Annotated in this window: 17 protein-coding genes and 2 tRNA genes; 8 read left to right on the top strand and 11 right to left on the bottom strand. The window is 44.9% G+C overall.

Annotation, left to right across the window (positions count from 1 at the left end):
* Positions 1 to 26 precede the first annotated feature (26 nt).
* The gene (locus tag G6047_RS05490) at positions 27 to 821 is read left to right on the top strand and encodes a DUF2797 domain-containing protein (RefSeq protein ID WP_169526483.1); all 795 of its coding nucleotides are present in this window, start codon (positions 27 to 29) and stop codon (positions 819 to 821) included.
* On the opposite strand, the gene G6047_RS05485 is transcribed toward G6047_RS05490, so the two are convergent.
* Both G6047_RS05485 and sppA read right to left on the bottom strand, forming a co-directional pair.
* Positions 818 to 3,415 carry an AsmA family protein gene (locus tag G6047_RS05485; RefSeq protein WP_169526482.1) on the bottom strand — a complete coding sequence of 866 codons (2,598 nt, stop codon included), beginning with the start codon at positions 3,413 to 3,415 and terminating at the stop codon, positions 818 to 820. The two genes, G6047_RS05490 and G6047_RS05485, sit on opposite strands and share 4 nt — an antisense overlap.
* Before the next feature lie 108 nt (positions 3,416 to 3,523).
* On the bottom strand, positions 3,524 to 5,290 hold the full coding sequence (sppA, locus tag G6047_RS05480) for a signal peptide peptidase SppA (protein WP_169526481.1): 1,767 nt from the start codon (positions 5,288 to 5,290) through the stop codon (positions 3,524 to 3,526).
* Positions 5,291 to 5,416: 126 nt separating this feature from the next.
* On the opposite strand from sppA, the gene folK reads away from it, so the two are divergent.
* Positions 5,417 to 6,562, top strand: coding sequence for a 2-amino-4-hydroxy-6-hydroxymethyldihydropteridine diphosphokinase (gene folK, locus G6047_RS05475; RefSeq protein WP_169526480.1), 1,146 nt, complete (start codon positions 5,417 to 5,419; stop codon positions 6,560 to 6,562).
* Here the strand turns inward: folK and G6047_RS05470 are convergent.
* The 3 genes from G6047_RS05470 to G6047_RS05460 form a co-directional block, all read right to left on the bottom strand.
* On the bottom strand, positions 6,552 to 8,483 hold the full coding sequence (locus G6047_RS05470; protein WP_169526479.1) for an Ig-like domain-containing protein: 1,932 nt from the start codon (positions 8,481 to 8,483) through the stop codon (positions 6,552 to 6,554). The two genes, folK and G6047_RS05470, sit on opposite strands and share 11 nt — an antisense overlap.
* 128 nt (positions 8,484 to 8,611) lie before the next feature.
* On the bottom strand, positions 8,612 to 9,148 hold the full coding sequence (locus tag G6047_RS05465) for an RNA methyltransferase (protein ID WP_169526478.1): 537 nt from the start codon (positions 9,146 to 9,148) through the stop codon (positions 8,612 to 8,614).
* 78 nt (positions 9,149 to 9,226) lie between these two features.
* Complete coding sequence (locus tag G6047_RS05460; protein ID WP_169526477.1) at positions 9,227 to 9,697, bottom strand: DUF1573 domain-containing protein; 471 nt, start codon at positions 9,695 to 9,697, stop codon at positions 9,227 to 9,229.
* 149 nt (positions 9,698 to 9,846) lie between these two features.
* Between G6047_RS05460 and mutS the strand changes: the two genes are divergently transcribed.
* The 3 genes from mutS (at position 9,847) to G6047_RS05445 (ending at position 12,766) form a co-directional block, all read left to right on the top strand.
* Positions 9,847 to 12,453, top strand: coding sequence for a DNA mismatch repair protein MutS (gene mutS, locus G6047_RS05455; protein ID WP_394352498.1), 2,607 nt, complete (start codon positions 9,847 to 9,849; stop codon positions 12,451 to 12,453).
* 138 nt (positions 12,454 to 12,591) lie between these two features.
* Positions 12,592 to 12,664, top strand: a tRNA-Gly gene (locus G6047_RS05450).
* A 16-nt stretch (positions 12,665 to 12,680) separates the two neighbouring features.
* Positions 12,681 to 12,766, top strand: a tRNA-Leu gene (locus G6047_RS05445).
* 117 nt (positions 12,767 to 12,883) lie between these two features.
* On the opposite strand, the gene G6047_RS05440 is transcribed toward G6047_RS05445, so the two are convergent.
* From G6047_RS05440 to G6047_RS05425, 4 genes are all read right to left on the bottom strand, one after another.
* Positions 12,884 to 13,111: a hypothetical protein gene (locus tag G6047_RS05440; RefSeq protein ID WP_169526476.1), complete on the bottom strand. Its 228-nt coding sequence runs from the start codon at positions 13,109 to 13,111 to the stop codon at positions 12,884 to 12,886.
* Between the two features lie 158 nt (positions 13,112 to 13,269).
* Entirely contained in the window at positions 13,270 to 15,411 is a 2,142-nt protein-coding gene (locus tag G6047_RS05435; protein ID WP_169526475.1) for a S46 family peptidase, read from the bottom strand.
* A 32-nt stretch (positions 15,412 to 15,443) separates the two neighbouring features.
* Positions 15,444 to 15,893 carry a GNAT family N-acetyltransferase gene (locus tag G6047_RS05430; protein WP_169526474.1) on the bottom strand — a complete coding sequence of 150 codons (450 nt, stop codon included), beginning with the start codon at positions 15,891 to 15,893 and terminating at the stop codon, positions 15,444 to 15,446.
* Positions 15,877 to 17,121 (bottom strand): 3-deoxy-D-manno-octulosonic acid transferase, encoded by a 1,245-nt coding sequence (locus tag G6047_RS05425; protein ID WP_169526602.1) that lies wholly within the window; start codon positions 17,119 to 17,121, stop codon positions 15,877 to 15,879. Before G6047_RS05425 ends, G6047_RS05430 begins: the two co-directional genes overlap by 17 nt.
* 374 nt (positions 17,122 to 17,495) lie before the next feature.
* Here G6047_RS05425 and G6047_RS05420 point away from each other — a divergent pair, with 374 nt between their 5' ends.
* The gene (locus tag G6047_RS05420) at positions 17,496 to 18,626 is read left to right on the top strand and encodes a DegT/DnrJ/EryC1/StrS family aminotransferase (RefSeq protein WP_169526473.1); all 1,131 of its coding nucleotides are present in this window, start codon (positions 17,496 to 17,498) and stop codon (positions 18,624 to 18,626) included.
* Between the two features lie 2 nt (positions 18,627 to 18,628).
* Here G6047_RS05420 and G6047_RS16840 read toward each other — a convergent pair whose 3' ends face one another.
* A complete protein-coding gene (locus G6047_RS16840; RefSeq protein ID WP_262887848.1) occupies positions 18,629 to 18,751 on the bottom strand; it encodes a hypothetical protein in 123 nt (40 codons plus the stop codon).
* A 37-nt stretch (positions 18,752 to 18,788) separates the two neighbouring features.
* On the opposite strand from G6047_RS16840, the gene galE reads away from it, so the two are divergent.
* Positions 18,789 to 19,802 (top strand): UDP-glucose 4-epimerase GalE, encoded by a 1,014-nt coding sequence (galE, locus tag G6047_RS05415; RefSeq protein WP_169526472.1) that lies wholly within the window; start codon positions 18,789 to 18,791, stop codon positions 19,800 to 19,802.
* A complete protein-coding gene (locus G6047_RS05410) occupies positions 19,799 to 20,614 on the top strand; it encodes an alpha/beta hydrolase (RefSeq protein WP_169526471.1) in 816 nt (271 codons plus the stop codon). Before galE ends, G6047_RS05410 begins: the two co-directional genes overlap by 4 nt.
* Before the next feature lie 60 nt (positions 20,615 to 20,674).
* Here G6047_RS05410 and fabD read toward each other — a convergent pair whose 3' ends face one another.
* Positions 20,675 to 21,553, bottom strand: coding sequence for an ACP S-malonyltransferase (gene fabD / locus G6047_RS05405; RefSeq protein ID WP_169526470.1), 879 nt, complete (start codon positions 21,551 to 21,553; stop codon positions 20,675 to 20,677).
* Positions 21,554 to 21,588 lie beyond the last annotated feature (35 nt).

Below are 21,588 nucleotides of genomic sequence, written 5' to 3'. Positions count from 1 at the left end.
TCTTTACGCTAAAATAACATTTTTTGATGCATTACGAAGGCACGCTTTCAAAAATGGCGACCGAGCCAACCGAGCCAATCCAGTATTTCTTAGTTTTCGAAGACAGTTTTCTCAATATGAATCAGGTTTTAGGACGTGATTTGAGTATAGAATTTACAGGTTATCAATGCCTCGAATGTGGCAAGCGCAAGAAAATTTTCAGACAAGGATTTTGTTACGATTGCTTTTACGCAAGTGCGTCTGCCGGCGATTGGATCATGCGGCCCGAATTGAGTACGGCACATTTAGGAATTGCCGATCGCGACCTCGATTATGAATCAAGTGTCCAATTGCAGCCGCATATCGTGTATCTGGCGTTGTCGAGTGAAGTAAAAGTCGGGGTTACGAGAAAAACCCAGGTTCCGACACGTTGGATCGATCAAGGCGCAGATGAAGCAGTAACTATTCTTGAAGTACCTAACAGATATTTGGCCGGAATCACCGAAGTCGCTCTCAAAAATCATTTTGTAGATAAGACCAACTGGCGCAAAATGTTGCAGAATGAAGTATTGACACTCGATCTGCTCGAAGAAAAAGGGCGCATTTTTGATTTTCTGCCGGAAGAAGTCAGGCCGTATTTCAATACAGATTTAAACGAACACCTCAAAATCAATTATCCGGTTTTGGCCTATCCCAAAAAAGTGACAAGCCTGAATCTGGATAAAACCACGCGATATTCAGGGAAACTTATCGGAATCAAAGGCCAATATCTGATCTTTGAAGACGGAACTGTCTTTAATATTCGCGGTTATGAAGGCTATCGGGTTTCGCTGACAGTCTAAGGTTTCTTTTCTTCTTTTTTCTTTTTCCCGAACATATCCAAAATTCCCTGGGCGGCTTTTTTGACATCATCGTTCTTGGCGGCCTTAGTCGTGTCTGTTTTTGTTCCGGATGAAGATTTCGTTCCATTTAATATATTGGTCAATGCAGACGAACCCTGATTTACCAATTTGTCTTTCTGTGCCGCAACTATCTGATTCGTCAAAGCTGTCATCGATGCTTTCAAGTCTGTATTAACAGTCGGATTCTTGAAATTCCCGCCAATGTTCGCAGTTACCGGAATATTTTTGAGTTTGCTGATGTCGGTAGCCGATAATTTCGCGAGCATACCGCCAGCTTCATTACCCAGATATTTCGCCGGAACGTCAAACGTGAGTTTATACGCCATAGTCTGGTCGAATCCGTGAGATCCTGAAATATCCACATTGATATCCTGATACTTTATCTTGAACGGCTTCACGTTGACGCGGCCATTGGTGAAAGTAAGCACAGCTTTGAGGTCGTTGAGATTGAGTTTGCTCAGGTCGATGAAACTCACATTCTGATCCAGTTTGTTCAGCAAAGGAGACGTCTTTTCATTGACGGTTGTCGACAATAACTGGCCAAGCAAATCTCCGTTGATCGTATTCAAAACCGGCGTCATTTCTTTTGCGTCGAGCTTTCCGTTGACCTTGATCGTAGAATTGAGTTTTCCGTTGACGACACCGGCAATCGGAGCGATGCTTTTCATCATTTCCAATTGGGTGAACGTCTGTTGGATATCCACTTTGTTCATGCCGAGGTCAAGATTGAATGTCGGAACCGCTTCTTTGGTCGACACATCGCCTGTAACCGCAATGGAACCGTCGAAAATATCGGTCTTTACATTTTCAAGCCGTGCCTTTTCATCTTTGAGAATGATTTTTCCCGACACATTTTTCAAAGTCAGGTTGTCATATAAAACCGTATTTGCTTTCGCGTTAAGCGTACAATCCAGAAATCCCGGAATCTTTACGGCTTCCTTAGGTTTTTCTTCAGCTTTCGTCGGAGTCGTTTCGCTCATAAAATCAGATACGGCGAATTGATTCGAAGTCAGGTTGAAATTCCCACGGATGGTTTGTTTCTTGAGCATAAAACCAAGCAGGTTTTCCAACGTCCCGTTGATACGCAAATCTGTCTTTCCGGTTTTGGCTGAGAAATCACGCAGGGTTATTTTGGCTTTGTTGAATTGAAGGTCTGCGGTTTGGATTTGGTATTTTTTCTTTGATTCATCGGTGTAATCGAACCCGGAAAGCACCAGGTTTCCGGAACCGTCGATTCTGTCATAGGCATTTTCTTCAACCGCTTTCATGTCGAAATTCGCGGCGATATCGGCTTTGAGGATTCCAGATAAAGGCGTGTCGAGTTTCACCGGATAGGCTTTGGTCACGTTCGCCAGGTTGATTGTTCCTTTAGCCTTAGCATCGACAAGTGGGTTTTCTGCGAGGTTTTTAATATTCGCGCTCATGTCAAAAACATCCTGATCTATGCGGAAAGAAAGTTTGTCAAGGTTCACATAGGTATCGTTCGGCAAGCCTGTCTCATTCTTGATTTTGGTGTCGATGACGATATTTTGTACCGATTTAGGCAAATCCGGATATTGGAACGAGGCATTGTTCGAAGCGATCGCGAGATTGAATTTCGGAACCGTCGTATCGGTCAAATCACCTTTGGCAAAACCTTCAACCTTGAAATCGCCTGTCGTCTTTACATTTTTAAGGCTTCCGGAATAGGCCGATGGAATAAGCGCAAGGAAATTCTGGAATCCCGATTCGGGTGTCTTGAATGTCAAATCGTAGCGTTGCCCGTTGTCAAGCAGCTGCAGATAACCGTCGAATTCGAGCGGCAGTTTATTGATAAGCGCTTTGTTCTTTTTGAAGCCGAATTTCATCTGATCCAGATCAATCGCAAGAACCGCATCGAGCTGCAAAGCGACTTTATTGAGGTAATTCATTTTGTCCATCGTCAATGAAACCAAAGCCGCCGATTTGGTGTCGAGGTCGAGTTTGCTTCCGGTGAAATCACCCGTTCCGCTATGGTTCAAACTGTCAATGACCATAGCGATTTTCGATTTTTCATCGGCGTATTTAAAACGGAAGTTTTCTATGGAATACTTCTGGACTTTGAATTTTAAAGGTGTGTCGTCACTCGGGCCTTTGTCTTCTTCTTTGTTTTTTAGGGCGATGTCGTAATTCCCGATCCCGTCTTTGTTGAAAAGGATGTTGACCTTTCCGCCTTTGCTTGAAAACGATTCTATTTCCATGCCTTCATCGGCGCTGTTGAAAAGCTGCTTTACCGACATTTTGAGGTTCAGTTCACCGGCATAGAAAAGCGTATCGCCTGCAAACGGCGCTTTATTGATGACGCTGATTTTCTCGATCTGGACATCGGCCATCGGGAATGCAGAAAACAAACTCAATCCGACATCTTCGACGGCAACCGTCGCATCAAGGTTTTTATTGATGGATGAAACCACCATTTCGCGGATTTTATCCTTGAACAGATAAGGGGCTGCAACTAAAATGATGATCAAGACCAATATGGTAATTCCGGTCCATTTGAGGATTTTCTTTAGCATAATCAAATTGTTGGGGAAACAAAAAACCCGCAATTCCAACGAACTGCGGGTCAAACTTAGAATTTTTCTTACGGCATCAAAAACCGACTGCGGAATTTTAGCAGTATTTTAATGTATGTCGATGGTAAACGGCATAGCAGCCTGTATTCCTTTGCGACGTGTGATGGCCTGGATCTTTTGAAGCGTCTGGTAATTCTCGTTCCCGATTTCTTCCTTGATGAATGCTTCGCGGCTCTGTCCGAAAGGGAAATTTGCAAACATGTCTTCAAATTTCTTGTCGTATTCCGGATAATCAACCGTGCGGTAATCATTGGTTTTTCCGAGTGCGGCAGCTTCTTTTATCGCGTCGTCCATACCTCCGATTTTATCCACAAGCCCAATTTTGAGTGCCTGTTCGCCGGTCCACACGCGACCTTGTCCGATTGAATCGACTGCAGCGACATTCATGTTACGGCCTTTAGCCACTTTTGTAGTGAAATCTTTGTAGATACGTTCGATTTCATCCAATACGACCGCGCGGTAGTTGTCATCGAGCGGACGGAACGGGCTATAACCTGCAGCATTTTGGTGTGTCTTGACCTGCTCGGTCGTAATCCCAATTTTGGTGGCAAGAGGTGTCACGTTCGGTAAGGTCCCGAAAACACCTATCGAACCAGTGATGGTACTTTTTTCTGCGAAAATCTTATTGGCGTTACAAGAAATATAATAGCCGCCTGATGCCGCATAATTACCCATGGAAACCACAACCGGCAGTTTCTTTTTGGTCAGTTCGATTTCACGCCAGATCAAATCAGATGTCAACGCGCTTCCGCCTGGACTGTTCACCCGAAGTACGACAGCTTTCACTTTTTTGTCCTTGCGGATTTCCTGAAGTGAACGGATGATTGATTTTTCCCCGATGTAATTCACGTCGCCTTCGCCTTGAAGAATTTCGCCTTGGGCATAGATGACGGCGATTTTATCGGAAGCTCCAATGTTTTTTGGTGTCAACGATACATTCCGGGCATAGTCTGACAAATCGATTTTGTTGTAGTCGTCGTCTTTGTCCTTAACGCCGAGTGCTTTTCTCAAACCCGCGTGATATTCGTCCTCGTAAGCGATTTTATCGATCAGTTTGAGGCTTTTGGCTCCTTCGGGAGTTCTGGCCAATAATCCATTTGCGATAGCATTCAGTTGATCTACAGGAACTTTACGGCTTTGTGAGATATCTTCCACGACAGAACTCCAGATCGAGTTCAACATCGCGGTCAATTGTTCGCGGTTCGGTTCGCTCATGTGGTTTTCAAGGAACGGTTCCACGGCGCTCTTGTATTTTCCATGGCGGATGACTTCCATATGCACACCCGATTTTTCCTGAAGGTCTTTAAAGTACATGACTTCCGTAGCCAAGCCTTTGAAATCGACTTCTCCCTGCGGATTGAGGTAAATGGTATCGGCTACCGAATTGAGGTAATATTCTTTCTGAGAATACGAATTGGAATATGCAACGATGAATTTGCCTGATTTTTTAAAGTCCACAAGCGCATCACGGACCGCTTTTGTCTGCGCTATGCCAATGCCGTTTTCATCGTTTAGAATCGAGATTCCTTTGATATTATCATCCTGGGCGGCTTCTTCAATAGATGCGATCACATCCATAAGGCCGACATTTTTTTCAGTTTCAAAAACAGTTACCCACGGATCCTTGTATTTTCCGGCGTAATCTTCGGTGACCTTACTCAAATTGAACTCAAGGACGGAATTGCTTTTGACCGAGACACTTTCCGAATCGCCTCCGCCAAAAATAGCCGCGACCAGGATCAGCATAAAGAAACCGATTACGAAAAACAGGAACAATCCTACGATTGTCGCCAATACATTACCTAAAAATTTCATCTTGATATTTTGTTTGTTACTAAGTCTTTGGAATAGACAGGATGTTACATCCAAAGCACCCGCTAATTTTGCAGGCACGCAAATATAATCCTATTACACCGATTCTTTTTAGTTATTTTGTGGCCTATGGAACTGCAGCATGAGGTAATTCTGGCCATTGGCAGCAATGAGGGAAATCGGTTGGAACAGGTTTCCGATGCCATCTTTGCATTGCACCAAAAAGTCGGAACGGTCATCAGGCTTTCAAAACTTTACGAGTCTGAATCCTGGGGATTTTCTTCGGAACCTTTTTATAATTGCGCTGTTCTTATACATTCTTTTTTTGAAGCGGAACACATTCTCGACCTGATTCTTTCCATCGAGGAAAAAGCCGGAAGAAAACGTTCAGGTGAACCCGGTTATACAGCACGAACGCTGGATATCGACATGATCACGTTTGATTCGGAAATCATCCAAAACGAACGATTGACCATTCCGCATCCGCTGATGCAGGAAAGGAAATTCGTTTTGTTGCCTATGCGTGATCTACAGACGATGTGGCATCATCCGATCACTGGAAGGACAGTTGCAGAAATGATTGCCGAAACTTCCGATGCATCTGATTGTCATCCGATAGGAAATCTGCCAAAACCATTGGCAAACATCAGGCTTGACCGATTGAATCATATTGCCATTGAAGGAAATATCGGAGCCGGAAAAACCACGCTGGCCAAACGGATTGCCGAAGATTTCAATGCGAAAGTTGTCTTGGAACGATTTGCGGATAATCCGTTCCTGCCCAAATTTTATGAAGACCAGAACCGGTATGCGTTTCCGCTTGAAATGTCGTTCCTGGCTGATAGGTTCCAACAGGTTTCGGATGATTTGTCGCAGTTCGATTTATTCCGCGATTTCATCATTGCCGATTACCATTTGTTCAAATCGCTCATTTTTGCAAAAGTGACGCTTGCCGAAGAAGAGTTCCGATTGTATAGAAAACTGTTCGACATCATTTACCGCGAAGTCCCAAAGCCCGATTTATATGTGTTTTTGTATCAGGATACGCCGAGGCTTCTGGAAAACATCCGAAAACGCGGCCGCAGTTACGAACAACAGATCCCGGCCGATTATCTCGAAAAGATCAACAAAGGCTATCTGGATTACATCCGCAATAATTCCGATACGAATGTGCTGCTGATTGATATAACCCACCGTGATTTCGTGAACCATCAGGAAGACTACATTTTTATCCTCGAAGAAATCAATTCCAAGATTGCCGCACTTAACGCTTAAGGGTAAAATGTCCGCGCACAACCGGTGTTCCGTTTGCCAGATCGAGCAGGAACCAATAATCGTCCGAAGGCATCTGACGTGAAATATACGTTCCATCCCAAACCAGATTGCTTTTATCCAACACCTGTATCAACTTTCCGAACCGGTCAAAAATGCTCAGGCTCGCACCAGGATAAAAGATGAGGCTTGTCGCCGTCCAGATATCGTTGAAACCATCCTGGTTTGGCGTAAAGAACAAGGGTATCGAAACGATCGCAGTAAACGGAACGGAATCATCGCCGCAGCCATGAATTTCGTTCGCCGTTATTTCTGAAATCGGGGAACCGTCGACCCCAAAAACAGGTGATGCCTGAAAAGGCCCGCCATCTATCGAATATTCAAAGTCACCTGCATTCTCTGTATAAACCGTCAGTACATTTCCAATAACCACTACAGAACTTATTATTGGCGCGCGTTTTTCAAGAACCGTAATGGTCTTTACCGCAGAACAATTTTCCGGAGCCGGACTCGTCACGGTAACAGTGTAAACCCCTGATGCACTTACCAGTTTTGTCTGTGTCGTTTCTCCACCTGGATTCCATAAATAGGTTTGTCCGCTTATTCCGGCATCAAGCAGTACGGAGTCGTTTTCACAAATGCCAACATTAGGTTCGTCTGTGACTTGCGGCTTTTCATATACTACAGCCGTTACGGCCTGTCGCGGTCCTCCTGGGCATGTTTGACTGAACGCTTCAAGATAATAGGTCGCAGATTCCGTGAGGAACGGTGTTGTAAAATCGGCACCTGTAAATACCAACGTGCCTGCAACCGGATCGTCGTACCAATTTACTGTGCCTGTTGTTGAAGTTGCATGTATCGTAACGATACCTTCACAGCTTGGTGCGGGCGGAGTAATCGTCAATGCAGGAATTGGGTTTACAGTAGCCGCGACCAATGTGCGTGCACCGGTAGTACATGAAGGCGGAAATGCGGAAGCGTAATAATTGGTAGTCGAAGTAAGAAAAGGAGTCGTAAACGAATTTCCTGTAAAAACAAGATTTCCTCCTGTAGCACTATCATACCAATACACCGATGAAAATTCTGCGGTTGCCGTAAGCGTCAAGGTCCCATCTCCGCAACGCGAAGCAGGAGTAGAAGTCAAAAGTCTCGGAACACTAATGGTGGTACTTGTCGAAATCTGAAGGATAGGATCACCTGGCATTCCGCCATATTCCACTATATACCCTTTAGGCTGATAATCCCCGCTGGCTTCTCCCGTATTGGAAAGATCGTTCCATGACCCCGGAGTTCCTACACCCGGAGCCGTGACGTGGGCGTAATCTTCATTGCCAGCATTGTTTGGCTCACCCACATTCCAATTCGAATACGTAAGCGTAATTCCATTATTCCAGAATATACTGCCATTTTCCGGGCCTGTTACCCACATCCACACCCCTTCAGTGGCCTGATCACTCCCTCCTATCCAACCTGCGCCGCTTGATTGTTCCCCGGAAAGTACAGCTTCATCCTGGGCGCCAATAGTTGCCAGATAACCTTGTAAACCATAATAGGTACTGTTCTCCGCTTCAATCTTTGCCTGAGACCAGGTGATTCCGATCGATGGGATAAACCTGTAATAATGATCTGTAGAAGGCAGATAATTAGCCTGTCCGATAGTAATCGAGAAATTCCTTGTTCCATTAGGAGCAGGAAGTGAAGAATTGTAAACGACATCTTCAATGATATCTTCAAAAACAGTAGTAAGCAACGGTCCGGAAACACTTGTGATGGAGAGTTTACCGGTTGCCGAATTCCATGTTGCAGTGACTTCCGGATGGCTGCCGGAAAGTGAAAGCTGGTCTGTGCCCGCCTGATAGCCGGTCGAAATCTGGATGTAGACCGCATCCAAGAAGTTGTCTGCGGGATCAGGAGTTATACTCATGCTCGTGACGATTGGAATAGGCGATCCGGGGCAATACAGTTGATTGCCCGTTGCTTGTAAAATGGGTTGTGCTTTTACAGAAATGAATCCGAGAAACAGGATTAATAATAAAAGATACTTTCGGAAAATCACTTGACAGACATAAATTTTGAATAAAAATCCCAAACAACAACACCGGCCGATACGGCAATGTTCAGCGAGTGTTTGCTTCCGGATTGTGGAATTTCCAAAGCGGCTTCGCAATATTCCAATGCGTTTTGTGATACGCCAAAGACTTCGTTCCCAAAAACCAATGCATACTTCTGACCATCTTCCGGTTCGAATTCGCGCAAATCGATACTGTTTTCAATTTGTTCCACTGCAAAAACACGGTAACCGTCTTTCTTTAGTTTTTCAAGAGCTGAATCTATGGAAGGAAAATGTTCCCAAGCCACGGTTTCGGTAGCGCCAAGTGCCGTTTTATTGATTTCCTTATTGGGCGGAGTCGCAGTGATGCCACAAAGGAATATCGATTCAACCAGAAAAGCATCGGCCGTGCGGAATACAGATCCTATGTTATTTCCGCTTCTCACGTCGTCAAGTACAATGACCAAAGGCATTTTTTGAGCCTCATGGAATGCTTCGGTCGTAAGCCTGCCGAGTTCTTCGTTCAGGAGTTTTCTCATGGATTAGAAGATAGTCAAATCTTTTGATATAAAAAAAGCCTCCCGTTTGGGAAGCTTTTATATGAATTTAGTTCCGAATTAGCCTTTTGGAGCTTCTTCTGCAAGAACATTACCTTTGATAGTCAAAACTTTAGGTGTTTCAGAGGCGTTTGTAGTAACAGTTACAGTCTTGGTAAATGCACCAACACGGTCCGTAGCATACTTTACACCGATAACTCCTTTTGCACCTGGCATAATTGGTTCAGTTGGCTTGGTAGGAACTGTACAACCACATGATCCGGTAGCATTTGTGACGATAAGCGGCTTGTTTCCGTTGTTAACGAATACGAATTCACGTTTTCCGTCGGCATTTTTGTTAATTGTTCCGTAATCGATGGTTTCGTTCTCAAATACGATTCCAGGTCCGTCAACTTTACTTTCGGTTTTAGCGGCAGGCTTGGCAGCAGCAGTTTTAGTTGTAGTTGTTGACTTCTTTGCTGTTTTAGTCTGGGCTTGAGAAACTGTCAATCCACCAACAGCCAAAAGGGCTAGCAAAACTATTTTTTTCATCTGATTTTGATTAAAGTAGTGACAAACTTATAGAAAAAAAGCACTGATAGCCTATTAAGAATCATAAAATTAATTTAATTTTTTTGCCCCGGACTTTTTAGGGCAAATTCAGTAAATTCGCCCTTCACTAATATTTTACCCCCGAAAATTTGAAAGCATCGCAAAAAGAGGTGAAAGAAACACCTTTGATGAAGCAGTACAACGAGATAAAAAACAAATATCCCGATGCCTGTCTGTTGTTTCGGGTCGGGGATTTTTATGAGACTTTCGGAGAAGATGCCATACGTGCTTCAGGCATTTTAGGAATTGTCCTGACCAAGCGCGGTGCGGGTTCCGAAACAGAAACGGCCCTTGCCGGATTTCCGCATCATTCCCTGAATACGTATCTGCCTAAATTAGTTAAAGCGGGGTTGCGTGTTGCCATATGCGATCAGCTCGAAGACCCGAAGATGACCAAGACCATTGTCAAACGCGGCGTGACAGAGCTCGTGACTCCGGGCGTTTCGTTCAATGACGAAGTATTGCAGGCGCGATCGAACAATTTCCTCGCGGCAGTCCATATCGGTAAAAAACTAATCGGAATATCATTTCTCGACGTTTCAACCGGTGAATTTCTTTCGGCTCAGGGAAGTGCCGAATACATCGACAAATTATTGCAGAATTTTTCACCGAGTGAAGTTCTCGTAAATAAAGGGTGTAAGTCAGATTTCCAACAGCACTTCGGAACCAGATACCATACTTTTTTTCTCGAAGATTGGATCTTCAAACCAGATTATGCCAATGAGGTCCTGACGAATCATTTCAAGACCAATTCACTCAAAGGTTTTGGTGTCGATGATTTGGCCGACGGAATCATCGCTGCAGGCGCCATATTGTATTATCTGTCCGAGACACGTCACGACCGGATGCAGCATATTTCCGCGTTGCAACGAATTGCCGAAGATAGATATGTGTGGATGGACCGATTCACGGTACGCAATCTCGAACTGTACTTCAGTTTGAACCAAAATGCGGTGACGTTACTCGATGTAGTTGATAAAACGCTGTCTCCCATGGGCGCGCGTTTGCTCAGGCGATGGATTGCACTTCCGTTGAAGGACATCGATTCAATCCGGGAACGACACGATATCGTTTCTGTATTTACATCTGATAAATCGTTGCTTTCGGGTTTCCGTTCCGGGCTTTCGGCCATTGGCGACCTGGAACGGTTGGTAGCCAAGATCGCTACCGGAAAAGTATCGCCCCGTGAAATGATCACATTGCGGAATTCACTCGAAGCCATTGTGCCTTTACAGCAATCTGCTTCAAAATCCGGTGATAAAGCTCTTCAGGAAATGGGTGCGAAACTCGATCCATGTGACTTGTTGCGTGAAAAAATATCGGCTACCTTAAATGAAGAAGCACCTGTCGCTATCTCAAAAGGAAACGCTATTGCCAAAGGCGTTCATGCCACATTGGATGAATTGCGCGATATTTCGGCATCGGGTAAAGGGTTTCTCGACCGGATTGAAAAAGAAGAAAGCGCACGTACCGGAATCTCATCGCTTAAAATATCGTTCAATAACGTATTTGGATATTTTATCGAAGTCCGCAATGCGCATAAGGATAAGGTTCCCGCGGAATGGATCCGCAAGCAAACCCTTGTCAATGCAGAACGATATATTACAGAAGAGCTAAAGGAATACGAACAGAAAATCCTCGGAGCCGAAGAAAAAATCCAGCAACTCGAACAGCAATTATTCGAAGAACTGGTTTCATGGACAGCCGGATATATACAAAAGGTACAGCATAATGCCAACCTGATTGCCCAACTCGATTGCCTGTGTGGATTTGCCCAGCTTGCCCTCGACAATAAATATGTAAGGCCACAAGTTACTGATTCATTTGTGATCGATATCAAATCCGGGCGACATCCGGTAATCGAAAAACAATTGCCCGTCGGGACGCCTTATGTGGCGAACGATGTATATCTGGATACCCAAAGTCAACAGATAATCATGATTACCGGGCCGAATATGTCCGGTAAATCGGCTATTTTAAGACAGACGGCACTGATTACATTATTGGCGCAAACGGGAAGTTTCGTTCCGGCAAAAGAAGCGTCAATTGGAATCGTAGATGCCATTTTTACGCGCGTCGGTTCATCGGACAATATCTCGATGGGTGAATCCACGTTCATGGTCGAAATGAACGAAACCTCATCCATCCTTAATAATCTTAGCCATAGAAGTCTGGTTCTGCTAGATGAAATCGGGCGCGGCACAAGTACGTACGACGGGATTTCAATCGCCTGGGCCATCGCAGAATTTTTGCACGAACATCCCGGAAAGCCCAAAACGTTATTCGCGACACACTATCACGAGCTTAATGAGATGACCGATATTTTACCCAGGATCCGTAATTACAACGTGTCAGTAAAAGAAATGAAAGACACGGTGTTGTTTTTGCGGAAGCTGGTTGAAGGCGGAAGCGAACACAGCTTTGGGATACACGTAGCGAAAATGGCCGGAATGCCGCAAACCGTGGTTGCCAAGGCGCAAAAGATGCTCAAAAGACTGGAGCGTGATCATTCTGCCGATGCATTACAGGGAAATTTGGTGGCCGAAGAACTGCAATTGAGCTTTTTCAACCTCGATGACCCGTTACTCGAAGAAATCCGTGAAGATATCAGCAGTATCGATATGGACAAATTGACTCCGATAGAAGCGCTGATGAAACTCAACGAACTCCAGAAAATGCTTACCCGGAAAAAATAAACCCTTAAAACAACAAAGGTTCAACGCATTAAATTTTTGTAATGAAATTTTTGCCGGATTGCGTTTGCATTATTGGATTTAAATATTAAATTTGCCCTCGCGTTACAGAAATGTAGGCGTTCTTTTAAAAAGTGAATTGCGAAAATAGCTCAGTTGGTAGAGCGCGACCTTGCCAAGGTCGAGGTCGCGGGTTCGAATCCCGTTTTTCGCTCTAAGGTGCGACTACCGCTCGGATGGTGAAATCGGTAGACACGCTGGACTTAAAATCCAGTGGGCAGTAATGCCTGTGCGGGTTCAAGTCCCGCTCCGAGTACGAAGTAAACCCGTAAGGAAATTTCCTTACGGGTTTTTTTATGTCTTTTCGGTTCGGTTCAGCGCAAAAAAAAGCCCCGCAATGCGGAGCTTATTTCTTTTCTGAAAACAGAGAGAATTATTTCTTCTCAGTTGTAGTTTCAGTTGTAGTAGTAGTTGTAGCAGCAGGTGCAGCAGCAGCTGTAGTGTCAGCAGCAGGAGCAGCAGCAGTTGTGTCAACAGCAGGCTCAGTTACAACTTCAGTTGTAGCTTCAGTTGTAGTTTCTTCTGGTTTCTCTTCGTTTTGCTTGCATGAAACAACTGTCAAAGCAGCAACCATAGCTAGGCTTAAAAATACTTTTTTCATCTTACTTAATTATAAAAGGTTAATTATTAATTCGTGGCAAAGATATAAATTTTTTAATTCGGTAATTTTTTTTTCAAAAATTTTCCGGCGTTGAACTTATTCGTTTTGCCGTCGCGCATTTTACAAGTACTGTGCCAGAAAATGCAGAATATGAAAAATTATTTGTTTTTTTTCGGATGAACCAGTTTAAGCTCATTCATAAGGTTTTGGGCATTGGCAAATTTGTCTATGATGAACAACAAATATCTCGCATCCATCATAATATTGCGGCAAATCGAAGGGTCGTAGTGAATATCGCTCATTGTTCCTTCCCAGACACGGTCAAAATTCAACCCGATAAGATTTCCCTTTGCATCAATAGCCGGGCTTCCTGAATTCCCACCTGTCGTATGGTTGGTCCCGATAAAACAAACCGGCATTTTTCCTTTAACGCCATAAGGCCCGTACTCTTTTTTGTTATACAGGTCGATCAGCTTTTGCGGCACATCGAACTCATAATCTCCGGGAATATATTTCTCCATCACCCCATCCAGATACGTCACGGGCTCATAGTAAACGGCATCTTTTGGCTGATAGCCTTTTACTTTGCCGTACGTTACGCGTAAGGTTGAATTCGCGTCGGGGAAAATCCGTCCGTCTTTATTCAATTCCAGTTGGGCCTTCATGTAATCGCGTTGCAGACCAGAAATGGAAAGGTTGATTTCTTCATATTTGGATGAAATCTTATCATAATAGGTATCGGCCATAGCTTTTATCACCTGATAACCCGGATCGGCGTTGAGTTTCGCCAAAACGGTTTTACTGTCGCCGTCCAACAGCTCTTTAACGCCATTCCAACTCGTAAGCTTTGTTCCGGAATACACTTTTTGGGTAAGATTCGTCGCATCGATATTCTTCAAAGACTCAGGCACGAACTGCTGAGGCGTCTTTTTGGAGTATATGCCGATCAATTGTTCGAAGACTTTCTCATCGACCTGTTTGTTGTAGTCCTTGTAAAAGTCACCGAGTCCGTCAGATAAATTCTGCTTACGCGCGTTGAACGCCTGTTCCCCTTTGGCCTGTAAAATCTGCTCAAGCTGATACATTTTAAATCCAACAGTAAGCAATTCCTGGTTCCGGAGCGCTACTTCCATAAAAATATCACGCGATAAGGCATACGGGGCAATCTCATTGTATTTGATTTCGAACTGCGACAATACATTTCCATATTCAGCCTGTTTCCCGGCTTTATTGACTTTCTGTGCAAACTCCTTTTCTTCCTGCTGTTTCAGGCCGATGGCATTCGTTTTTTTCAAACCTTGCGTTTCCCCAATCCACTTTTTCCAGTAGTTGGCAATGCTTGCATATTTTGAGGCATACTGTATTTTGATTGCCTGATCCTTACGCATGAAGCCGTCTTCCACTTTCAAAGCGGCTTCGCGTATTTCTATTTTTGCCGGATTCAGTTCGTTGACGATTTGCGCCACTGCAAACGATGGCAGGTATTCGGTCGTTCTTCCCGGATAACCGAAAACCAGCGTAAAGTCGTCTTCTGAAATCCCGTCAAGTGAAATCGGGAGAAAATGTTTCGGCACATAAGGCACGTTGTCTTTTGAATAGGCAGCCGGTTTGTTGTTTTTGTCGGCGTAAATCCGGAACAGTGAAAAATCGCCCGTATGCCGGGGCCAGACCCAGTTATCCGTATCGGAACCAAACTTTCCGATTGAAGATGGCGGTGCACCTACCAAACGGATGTCCTTGAATGTTTCGGTCACAAAAAGCATATATTGGTTACCTTCGTAAAACGTCCGGATCTTGTTTTCCTGCCAGCTTTCTTTTGGCAATGAGGCCGAAAGCGCCGTAATATTTTCCTGTATTTTTTTTTGCCTGTCGGCTTCGGCCAATGATGGTGTGCCTTCGAGAACCTTTGCCGTCACGTCTTCAATGCGTACAATAAAAGTCACGACCATATCCGGATTCGGCAACTCATCTTCCATCTTATACGCCCAGAAACCATCCTGAAGATAATCGTGCTCCACGCTGGAATGATTTTGTATCGCATCGAAACCGCAGTGATGATTCGTCAATACGAGTCCTTTTGGCGAGATCACTTCAGACGTGCATCCGCCGTTGAACTGTGGCACCGCATCTTTAAGGCTCGATTTGTTCACATCGTAAATATCGCTGACCGACATTTTCATGCCGAGGCTTTTCATTTCCTTTGCATTCATCCCGTCAAGCAAAGACGGAATCCACATGCCACCTTGTTGTGAAAAACAAGTTCCAGAAACAAGCAAGAGGAGTAACTTAAGTATTCGCATCAAATTATTAATTAGTAATCGTTAATTGTTAATTATCCCGGTTTCCAGGCGAGCAACTTTCGCTTGTGTTGTTTGAAACCTTTGTCGAGATATAATTTTTGTGCCGATTCATTATGCGGTTCGACTTCAAGATATAGCAATTTGAGTTGACGCCTTTTTGCTTCCGAGATGATGAAATCCACCGCGACTTTCCCGATGCCTTGCCCGCGGAATTCGTCCTTAATATACAGCTCATCCAAAAAACCGATCCAGCCGCCGTACTCGAAACTGAATATCAGTGTCAGGATGATGTACCCGCATGTCGTTTCCTCTTTTGTAACCAGCCAGACGCCTCCGTGTTTTTCGTCCTTGATGAATTCGGACAACAATGCGCCGGATTTCGTTTGATCCATCGGATAGCCGTCTATGGCATAAAAATCCTGCATCAGCTGCGTGATTTCTGGAACGTTTGTCTGCAATGCCGGTTTAATCGTTACGTCCATCTTCAAAATAAGTGACGATTTTATCCACGGCGCCTTTATTCATCTGGACAAACGTGCTGCAAATGTGGCCTTTTTCAAGTCGTTCATCTGAATTCGAAAGCAACGCATCCAGGGTTTCGGTAAGTTCGGAGCCAGTTTTGATTGAAACACATCCGCCCATATTGACCAAAGCAGTCGCCTCTGCAAAATGCGAGTAATTCGGCCCGATGACAACCGGAACGCCAAAAGTCGCCGGTTCCAGGATGTTGTGGACGCCCGGATTGCCGAAACCGCCGCCCACGTAAGCGATATCGGCATAACTGTAGATTTTGGTCAGCATGCCTACATTGTCCACGATCAGTACATCATATTCCGAAAGGTTTTTTCCTTCACGATCAGAAAACAACAGCACATTCTTCAAAAGACCGTCCTTAAGTTTGGCAATCTGCGGTTCTTTTATGTTATGAGGCGCGAAAATATATTTGATGTCATTCCGGCCTTGGTTAATGTACGCAGACAGCAACAATTCATCTTCCGGCCACGAACTTCCAATCACGACAGTCAGTTTGCCGTGGCAGAATTTTTCGATAACCTCAAGTGAGTTGTCTTTTTCAAGGATAGCTGCCACCCGATCGAACCTTGTATCGCCCGAAACCGTGGCATTGAATTTTTCCAGCTTGGCCAACAATTCCTTTGAAGTCGCATTCTGCACAAAGAAATGCTCAAAGGCATCAAGCGCTTTTCTGTAGAAGTTTCCGTACCATTTAAAGAAAACCTGGTTCTCGCGAAAAATTCCTGAAACCAGGAACGTCCGGATATTTCGTTTTTTTAGTTCATTGAGATAATTGGGCCAGTATTCGTATTTGATCATAAACACGATTTCCGGATGTACGATGTCGAGGAATTTTTTGGCATTTGACACCGTATCCATCGGCAGGTAAACCGTCACATTTGCCACTGTGTTGTTTTTACGGACTTCGTATCCGGATGGGGAAAAGAACGTCAACACCATTTTATGCGATGGGAATTTGAGACGCATCTGCTCCATGACCGGAAGTCCTTGTTCATATTCGCCCAGTGAAGCGGCGTGGAACCAGATGGTTTTATCTGAGCTTGAAATTTTTTCCGAAAGATTGGTAAAAACAGATTTTCGTCCGGAAACAAAAAGTTTCATTTTGGCACTGGACCCGGCCACGATACGCAGAAAAAACCACGCAATTGAAATGAGTATATCGTACAGGAAAAACATTGTGGCCAAATATACGGGTTTATATACAGCATTGGAACGGGGCTGCTTCGAATCATGGTTTAGTCTCGTTTTACTTTTGCCCCATTTTTGGCATATAGGTACGGCTGGCTGGCCCGTATTTTTGAAAATGCACCAAAGCGAGAGTAAAGCAAGAGTAAAACGAGAGTAAAACGAAACCTGCAGGAACCTGCAAAAACCGCCGGATTCGGTCAAAACTGGCAAAAAGCGGCAGAATCCGGCAAAATGATATAGTTGCCACTCCGCTTTGCTCCATACAATTCGGCAAAAAAGCGTCGGGTGTTCATTATTAATAATCAGTATTTATTAATTCAAAAACCTCATTTTCCTACCTTTGGTGGCAATTACAATCCTGCATGAAAAAAATCCAGATGGTCGACCTGAAATCCCAGTACGACCGCATCAAAGAAACAGTCAATTCCGGAATACAGGAAGTTCTTGACAATACGGCTTATATCAACGGGCCACAGGTACACAGTTTTCAAAAATCGTTGGAGGAATACCTCGGAGCCAAACACGTAATTCCGTGTGCCAATGGAACCGATGCCTTGCAAATCGCCATGATGGGTCTCGGCCTTCAACCCGGAGACGAGGTCATCACCGCCGATTTCACGTTTGCCGCAACGGTAGAAGTCATCGCGCTTTTGCAACTGACTCCGGTTCTCGTAGACGTCGAGGCTGACACGTTCAATATTTCCATCGATGCTATCAAAAAAGCCATCACGCCAAAGACAAAGGCTATCGTTCCGGTGCATCTGTTCGGGCAGGCGGCCAATATGGATGCCATCATGGAACTCGCGGCCGAGCATAATTTATATGTCATAGAGGACAACGCCCAGGCTATCGGCGCGAATTATAAATCCAAAGATGGTTCCAGCAAAAAAGTCGGAACAATAGGCCATGTCGCTTCGACTTCGTTCTTTCCCTCCAAAAACCTTGGTTGCTACGGTGATGGCGGTGCGATTTTCACCAATGACGACGCACTTGCCCACACCCTTCGCGGTATCGTGAACCACGGCATGTACGTGCGTTACCACCATGATGTGGTCGGGGTGAATTCACGTCTGGACAGTGTTCAGGCTGCCGTTTTAAATGCAAAATTACCGTTGCTTGACCAATATAACGACGCGCGTCAGTTGGCGGCTTCCAAATATTCATCGGCTCTTGCCAACCACAAAAACATAATTACACCAGTTATTGAAGGTGCCAAAGACAGCCACGTGTTCCACCAATACACGCTGCGTATCATCGATGCCGACCGCGATGCGCTGATGCAGCACCTGCTCGACAACGGCATTCCGTGTGCCATTTACTACCCTATTCCGCTTCACGCCCAAAAAGCGTATGCCGATTCACGCTACGACGAAAGTGATTTTCCGGTGACGAATCAACTGTGCAAAGAAGTGCTGTCGCTGCCAATGCACACCGAACTTGACGACGAACAGATTGGGTTTATTACGAATACGATATTGGATTTTTTAAAATAATTTCAGGAGCCGGGAACCTGCTGCCCGCTCCACCCGAGCGCAGCGAACGGATCGAACACAAAAAGAAAATCGAGTCCTGTGAGATAATCTTTGTTCGCCAACAAGGCTTCACAAAGGATTTTCACTCACATCAGGGCTAGGGCTTTCAGACCAGCATGCTTTATGAAAATACTTGTTACAGGAGGCTTAGGCTTCATCGGGTCTCACACCGTAGTTGAACTTCAGAAAGAGGGTTTTAACGTAGTCGTGATCGACAATCTGTCAAACGCCAGCGAATCGGTACTTGATGGCATTGCGGCTATTTCAGGTAAAAAACCGGCTTTTGAAAAGATTGACCTGCGGGACAAAGCATCAGTATCGGATTTCTTCAGGAGATACAATGATGTTTTGGGCGTCATCCATTTTGCAGCTTCAAAAGCGGTAGGTGAAAGTGTCGAGAATCCGCTGTTGTATTATGAGAACAATATCAATGCACTAGTCTATCTGCTTCAGGAACTATCCCAAAAACCGGAGGCACATTTTATTTTCAGTTCGTCCTGCACGGTCTACGGACAGGCCGAAAAAATGCCGATTACAGAAGATGCATCCGTTCAACCTGCGATGTCGCCTTACGGAAACACCAAACAGATTGGAGAGGAAATTATACAGGATGTCGCCAAAGTAACAGGCATCGATGCTATTTTGTTGCGTTACTTCAACCCAATCGGAGCGCATGATTCGGCGCAAATAGGTGAATTGCCTATCGGCGTGCCCCAAAACCTCGTCCCGTACATCACGCAAACGGCAATGGGATTGCGCAAGGAACTTTCTGTTTACGGAAACGATTATCCAACACCGGACGGGACGTGCATACGCGATTACATACACGTCGTCGATCTGGCCAATGCACATGTTACGGCATTGAAGCGTCTCGTTGAAAAGAAAAACATTCAAAAGGTAGAAACCTTCAACCTTGGTACGGGAACCGGAAGCTCGGTATTGGAAGTCATCAATGCCTTTGAAAAAGTCAGCGGCCAAAAACTGCCTTATAAAATAGTCGATCGTCGTGAAGGCGATGTGATTTCGGCTTATGCATCAACTGATAAAGCCAATGAAATCTTGGGCTGGAAAACCAAATTGACGTTGGAAGACGGACTTAGAAGTGCGTGGAAGTGGGAGCAAAAAGTGCGGTCATGACTTGGCTCCGTTTTTCCCTGTTAACGGCGTTTGTTTTTTGCCTGACCACTGTTTCTGTGCAGTCGCAAAGCCAGCCGTTGACTATTGGTGAAATACGGACGCTAAAGTCTGAAATACTTAAGGAAGACCGCGTCCTCAATATTTATCTGCCTCAAGACTACGATAAAGACAAAGCGTATCCCGTGATTTATTTGCTTGACGGGAGCCGCAATGAAGACTTCCTTCATGTGGTCGGGCTCGTGCAGTTTTTCAACATGACATTCCAAATGCCGGATTTCATTGTAGTTGGGATTGCCAATGTCGACCGTAAACGCGATTTTACATTCCATACAGATTTGGCCGACCTTAAGAAAAGTTATCCCACGACAGGTCATTCGGAAGCCTTCATCGATTTCATCGAAAAGGAGCTGCAACCTTTCATAGCATCGACATATAAAACCGACGGTACAAAATACATCATCGGCCAATCTTTGGGTGGTTTACTCGCTACGGAAATCCTGCTCAAAAAGCCGGAATTGTTTTCACACTATCTCATCGTCAGCCCAAGCCTTTGGTGGGATAATGAAAGCCTAATGTCTAAAATGGACGGATTGTTATCGGTTAATCCAAAAGATAAAAAGTACGTGTATGTCGCTGTCGGCAAAGACGAAGACAGGGTCATGCAGCGCGAAGCATCGGAACTTTCAAAGGTTCTTGGGAAACATGCAACCATTACGTCAGATTATATGCTGATGGAAAAAGACAACCACGCGACTATCCTTCACAATGCATTGTATCAGGGTTTGTTGAAGCTCTTTCCTTACAAAAACTGATAGTAGAAACAAAAAAAGGAGACCAATTAACGATCTCCTTTTTGTTTTATCAAGCGGCTGTCAATTCGCTCCGGCCACTTCCGCAGTCGGATCTATTTTCTTGATCAATCCCTGCAATACATTTCCGGGGCCGATTTCGGTGAACAAAGTGGCTCCGTCCTTCACCATTTGCTGAACCGACTGTGTCCATTTTACAGGAGCCGTCAATTGCACAATGAGGTTTTTCTTTATTTCAGACGGGTCGCTCACCGCATTTGCCGTCACGTTTTGATAGACCGGGCAAACAGGGGTTGAAAAATGGGTAGCTTCTATCGCAGCGGCGAGTTCTTCGCGTGCAGGTTCCATCATAGGAGAGTGGAAAGCACCGCCCACGGGAAGTATCAGCGCGCGTTTTGCACCGGCGGCTTTCATGGCTTCACAGGCTCTTTCGACGGCTCCGGTTTCACCTGAAATCACAAGCTGTCCGGGACAGTTATAGTTTGCCGGAACGACTACGCCATCTATCGAGGCACATACTTCCTCTACTTTTTCATCGGTCAGTCCTAAAACGGCAGCCATGGTAGAGGGTGTGATCTCGCACGCTTTCTGCATGGCGATGGCACGTTGGGAAACCAATTTGAGCCCGTCTTCAAAAGAAAGCGTCCCATTGGCTACAAGTGCGGAGAATTCGCCCAGCGAATGTCCGGCGACCATTTCCGGTTTGAAACTTTCGTTCATGGTTTTGGCCAGGATAACCGAATGCAGGAAAACGGCCGGTTGTGTCACTTTGGTTTGCTTGAGTTCATCGGCTGTGCCTTCGAACATAATATCTGTGATACGGAAACCCAGGATTTCGTTCGCGCGTTCAAAAAGTTCCCTGGCTAAGTCGGACTGTTCGTACAACTCTTTTCCCATTCCGGTGAATTGCGCTCCCTGTCCGGGAAAAACATATGCTTTCATAAAGTGTGTTCTGAGATTTTGAGTCACAAAAATAC

It is taken from the genome of Flavobacterium silvaticum (genome assembly GCF_012911565.1).
In the GTDB taxonomy this organism is placed as follows: domain Bacteria; phylum Bacteroidota; class Bacteroidia; order Flavobacteriales; family Flavobacteriaceae; genus Flavobacterium; species Flavobacterium silvaticum.
The sequence above is the reverse complement of the archived record's forward strand: the minus strand, read 5'-3'. Positions and strand labels throughout refer to the sequence as shown.

What these genes read in the sequence shown, in the direction of transcription:
- G6047_RS05410 (WP_169526471.1), top strand. Translation starts at nt 19,799, where the DNA reads ATGACTTGGCTCCGTTTTTCCCTGTTAACGGCGTTTGTTTTTTGCCTG.
- G6047_RS05490 (WP_169526483.1), top strand. Translation starts at nt 27, where the DNA reads ATGCATTACGAAGGCACGCTTTCAAAAATGGCGACCGAGCCAACCGAG.
- G6047_RS05465 (WP_169526478.1), bottom strand. Translation starts at nt 9,148, where the DNA reads ATGAGAAAACTCCTGAACGAAGAACTCGGCAGGCTTACGACCGAAGCA.
- G6047_RS05460 (WP_169526477.1), bottom strand. Translation starts at nt 9,697, where the DNA reads ATGAAAAAAATAGTTTTGCTAGCCCTTTTGGCTGTTGGTGGATTGACA.
- G6047_RS05440 (WP_169526476.1), bottom strand. Translation starts at nt 13,111, where the DNA reads ATGAAAAAAGTATTTTTAAGCCTAGCTATGGTTGCTGCTTTGACAGTT.
- G6047_RS05435 (WP_169526475.1), bottom strand. Translation starts at nt 15,411, where the DNA reads ATGCGAATACTTAAGTTACTCCTCTTGCTTGTTTCTGGAACTTGTTTT.
- G6047_RS05430 (WP_169526474.1), bottom strand. Translation starts at nt 15,893, where the DNA reads ATGGACGTAACGATTAAACCGGCATTGCAGACAAACGTTCCAGAAATC.
- galE (WP_169526472.1), top strand. Translation starts at nt 18,789, where the DNA reads ATGAAAATACTTGTTACAGGAGGCTTAGGCTTCATCGGGTCTCACACC.
- folK (WP_169526480.1), top strand. Translation starts at nt 5,417, where the DNA reads ATGGAACTGCAGCATGAGGTAATTCTGGCCATTGGCAGCAATGAGGGA.
- G6047_RS05470 (WP_169526479.1), bottom strand. Translation starts at nt 8,483, where the DNA reads ATGAGTATAACTCCTGATCCCGCAGACAACTTCTTGGATGCGGTCTAC.
- G6047_RS05420 (WP_169526473.1), top strand. Translation starts at nt 17,496, where the DNA reads ATGAAAAAAATCCAGATGGTCGACCTGAAATCCCAGTACGACCGCATC.
- G6047_RS05485 (WP_169526482.1), bottom strand. Translation starts at nt 3,415, where the DNA reads ATGCTAAAGAAAATCCTCAAATGGACCGGAATTACCATATTGGTCTTG.
- sppA (WP_169526481.1), bottom strand. Translation starts at nt 5,290, where the DNA reads ATGAAATTTTTAGGTAATGTATTGGCGACAATCGTAGGATTGTTCCTG.
- G6047_RS05425 (WP_169526602.1), bottom strand. Translation starts at nt 17,121, where the DNA reads ATGTTTTTCCTGTACGATATACTCATTTCAATTGCGTGGTTTTTTCTG.
- fabD (WP_169526470.1), bottom strand. Translation starts at nt 21,553, where the DNA reads ATGAAAGCATATGTTTTTCCCGGACAGGGAGCGCAATTCACCGGAATG.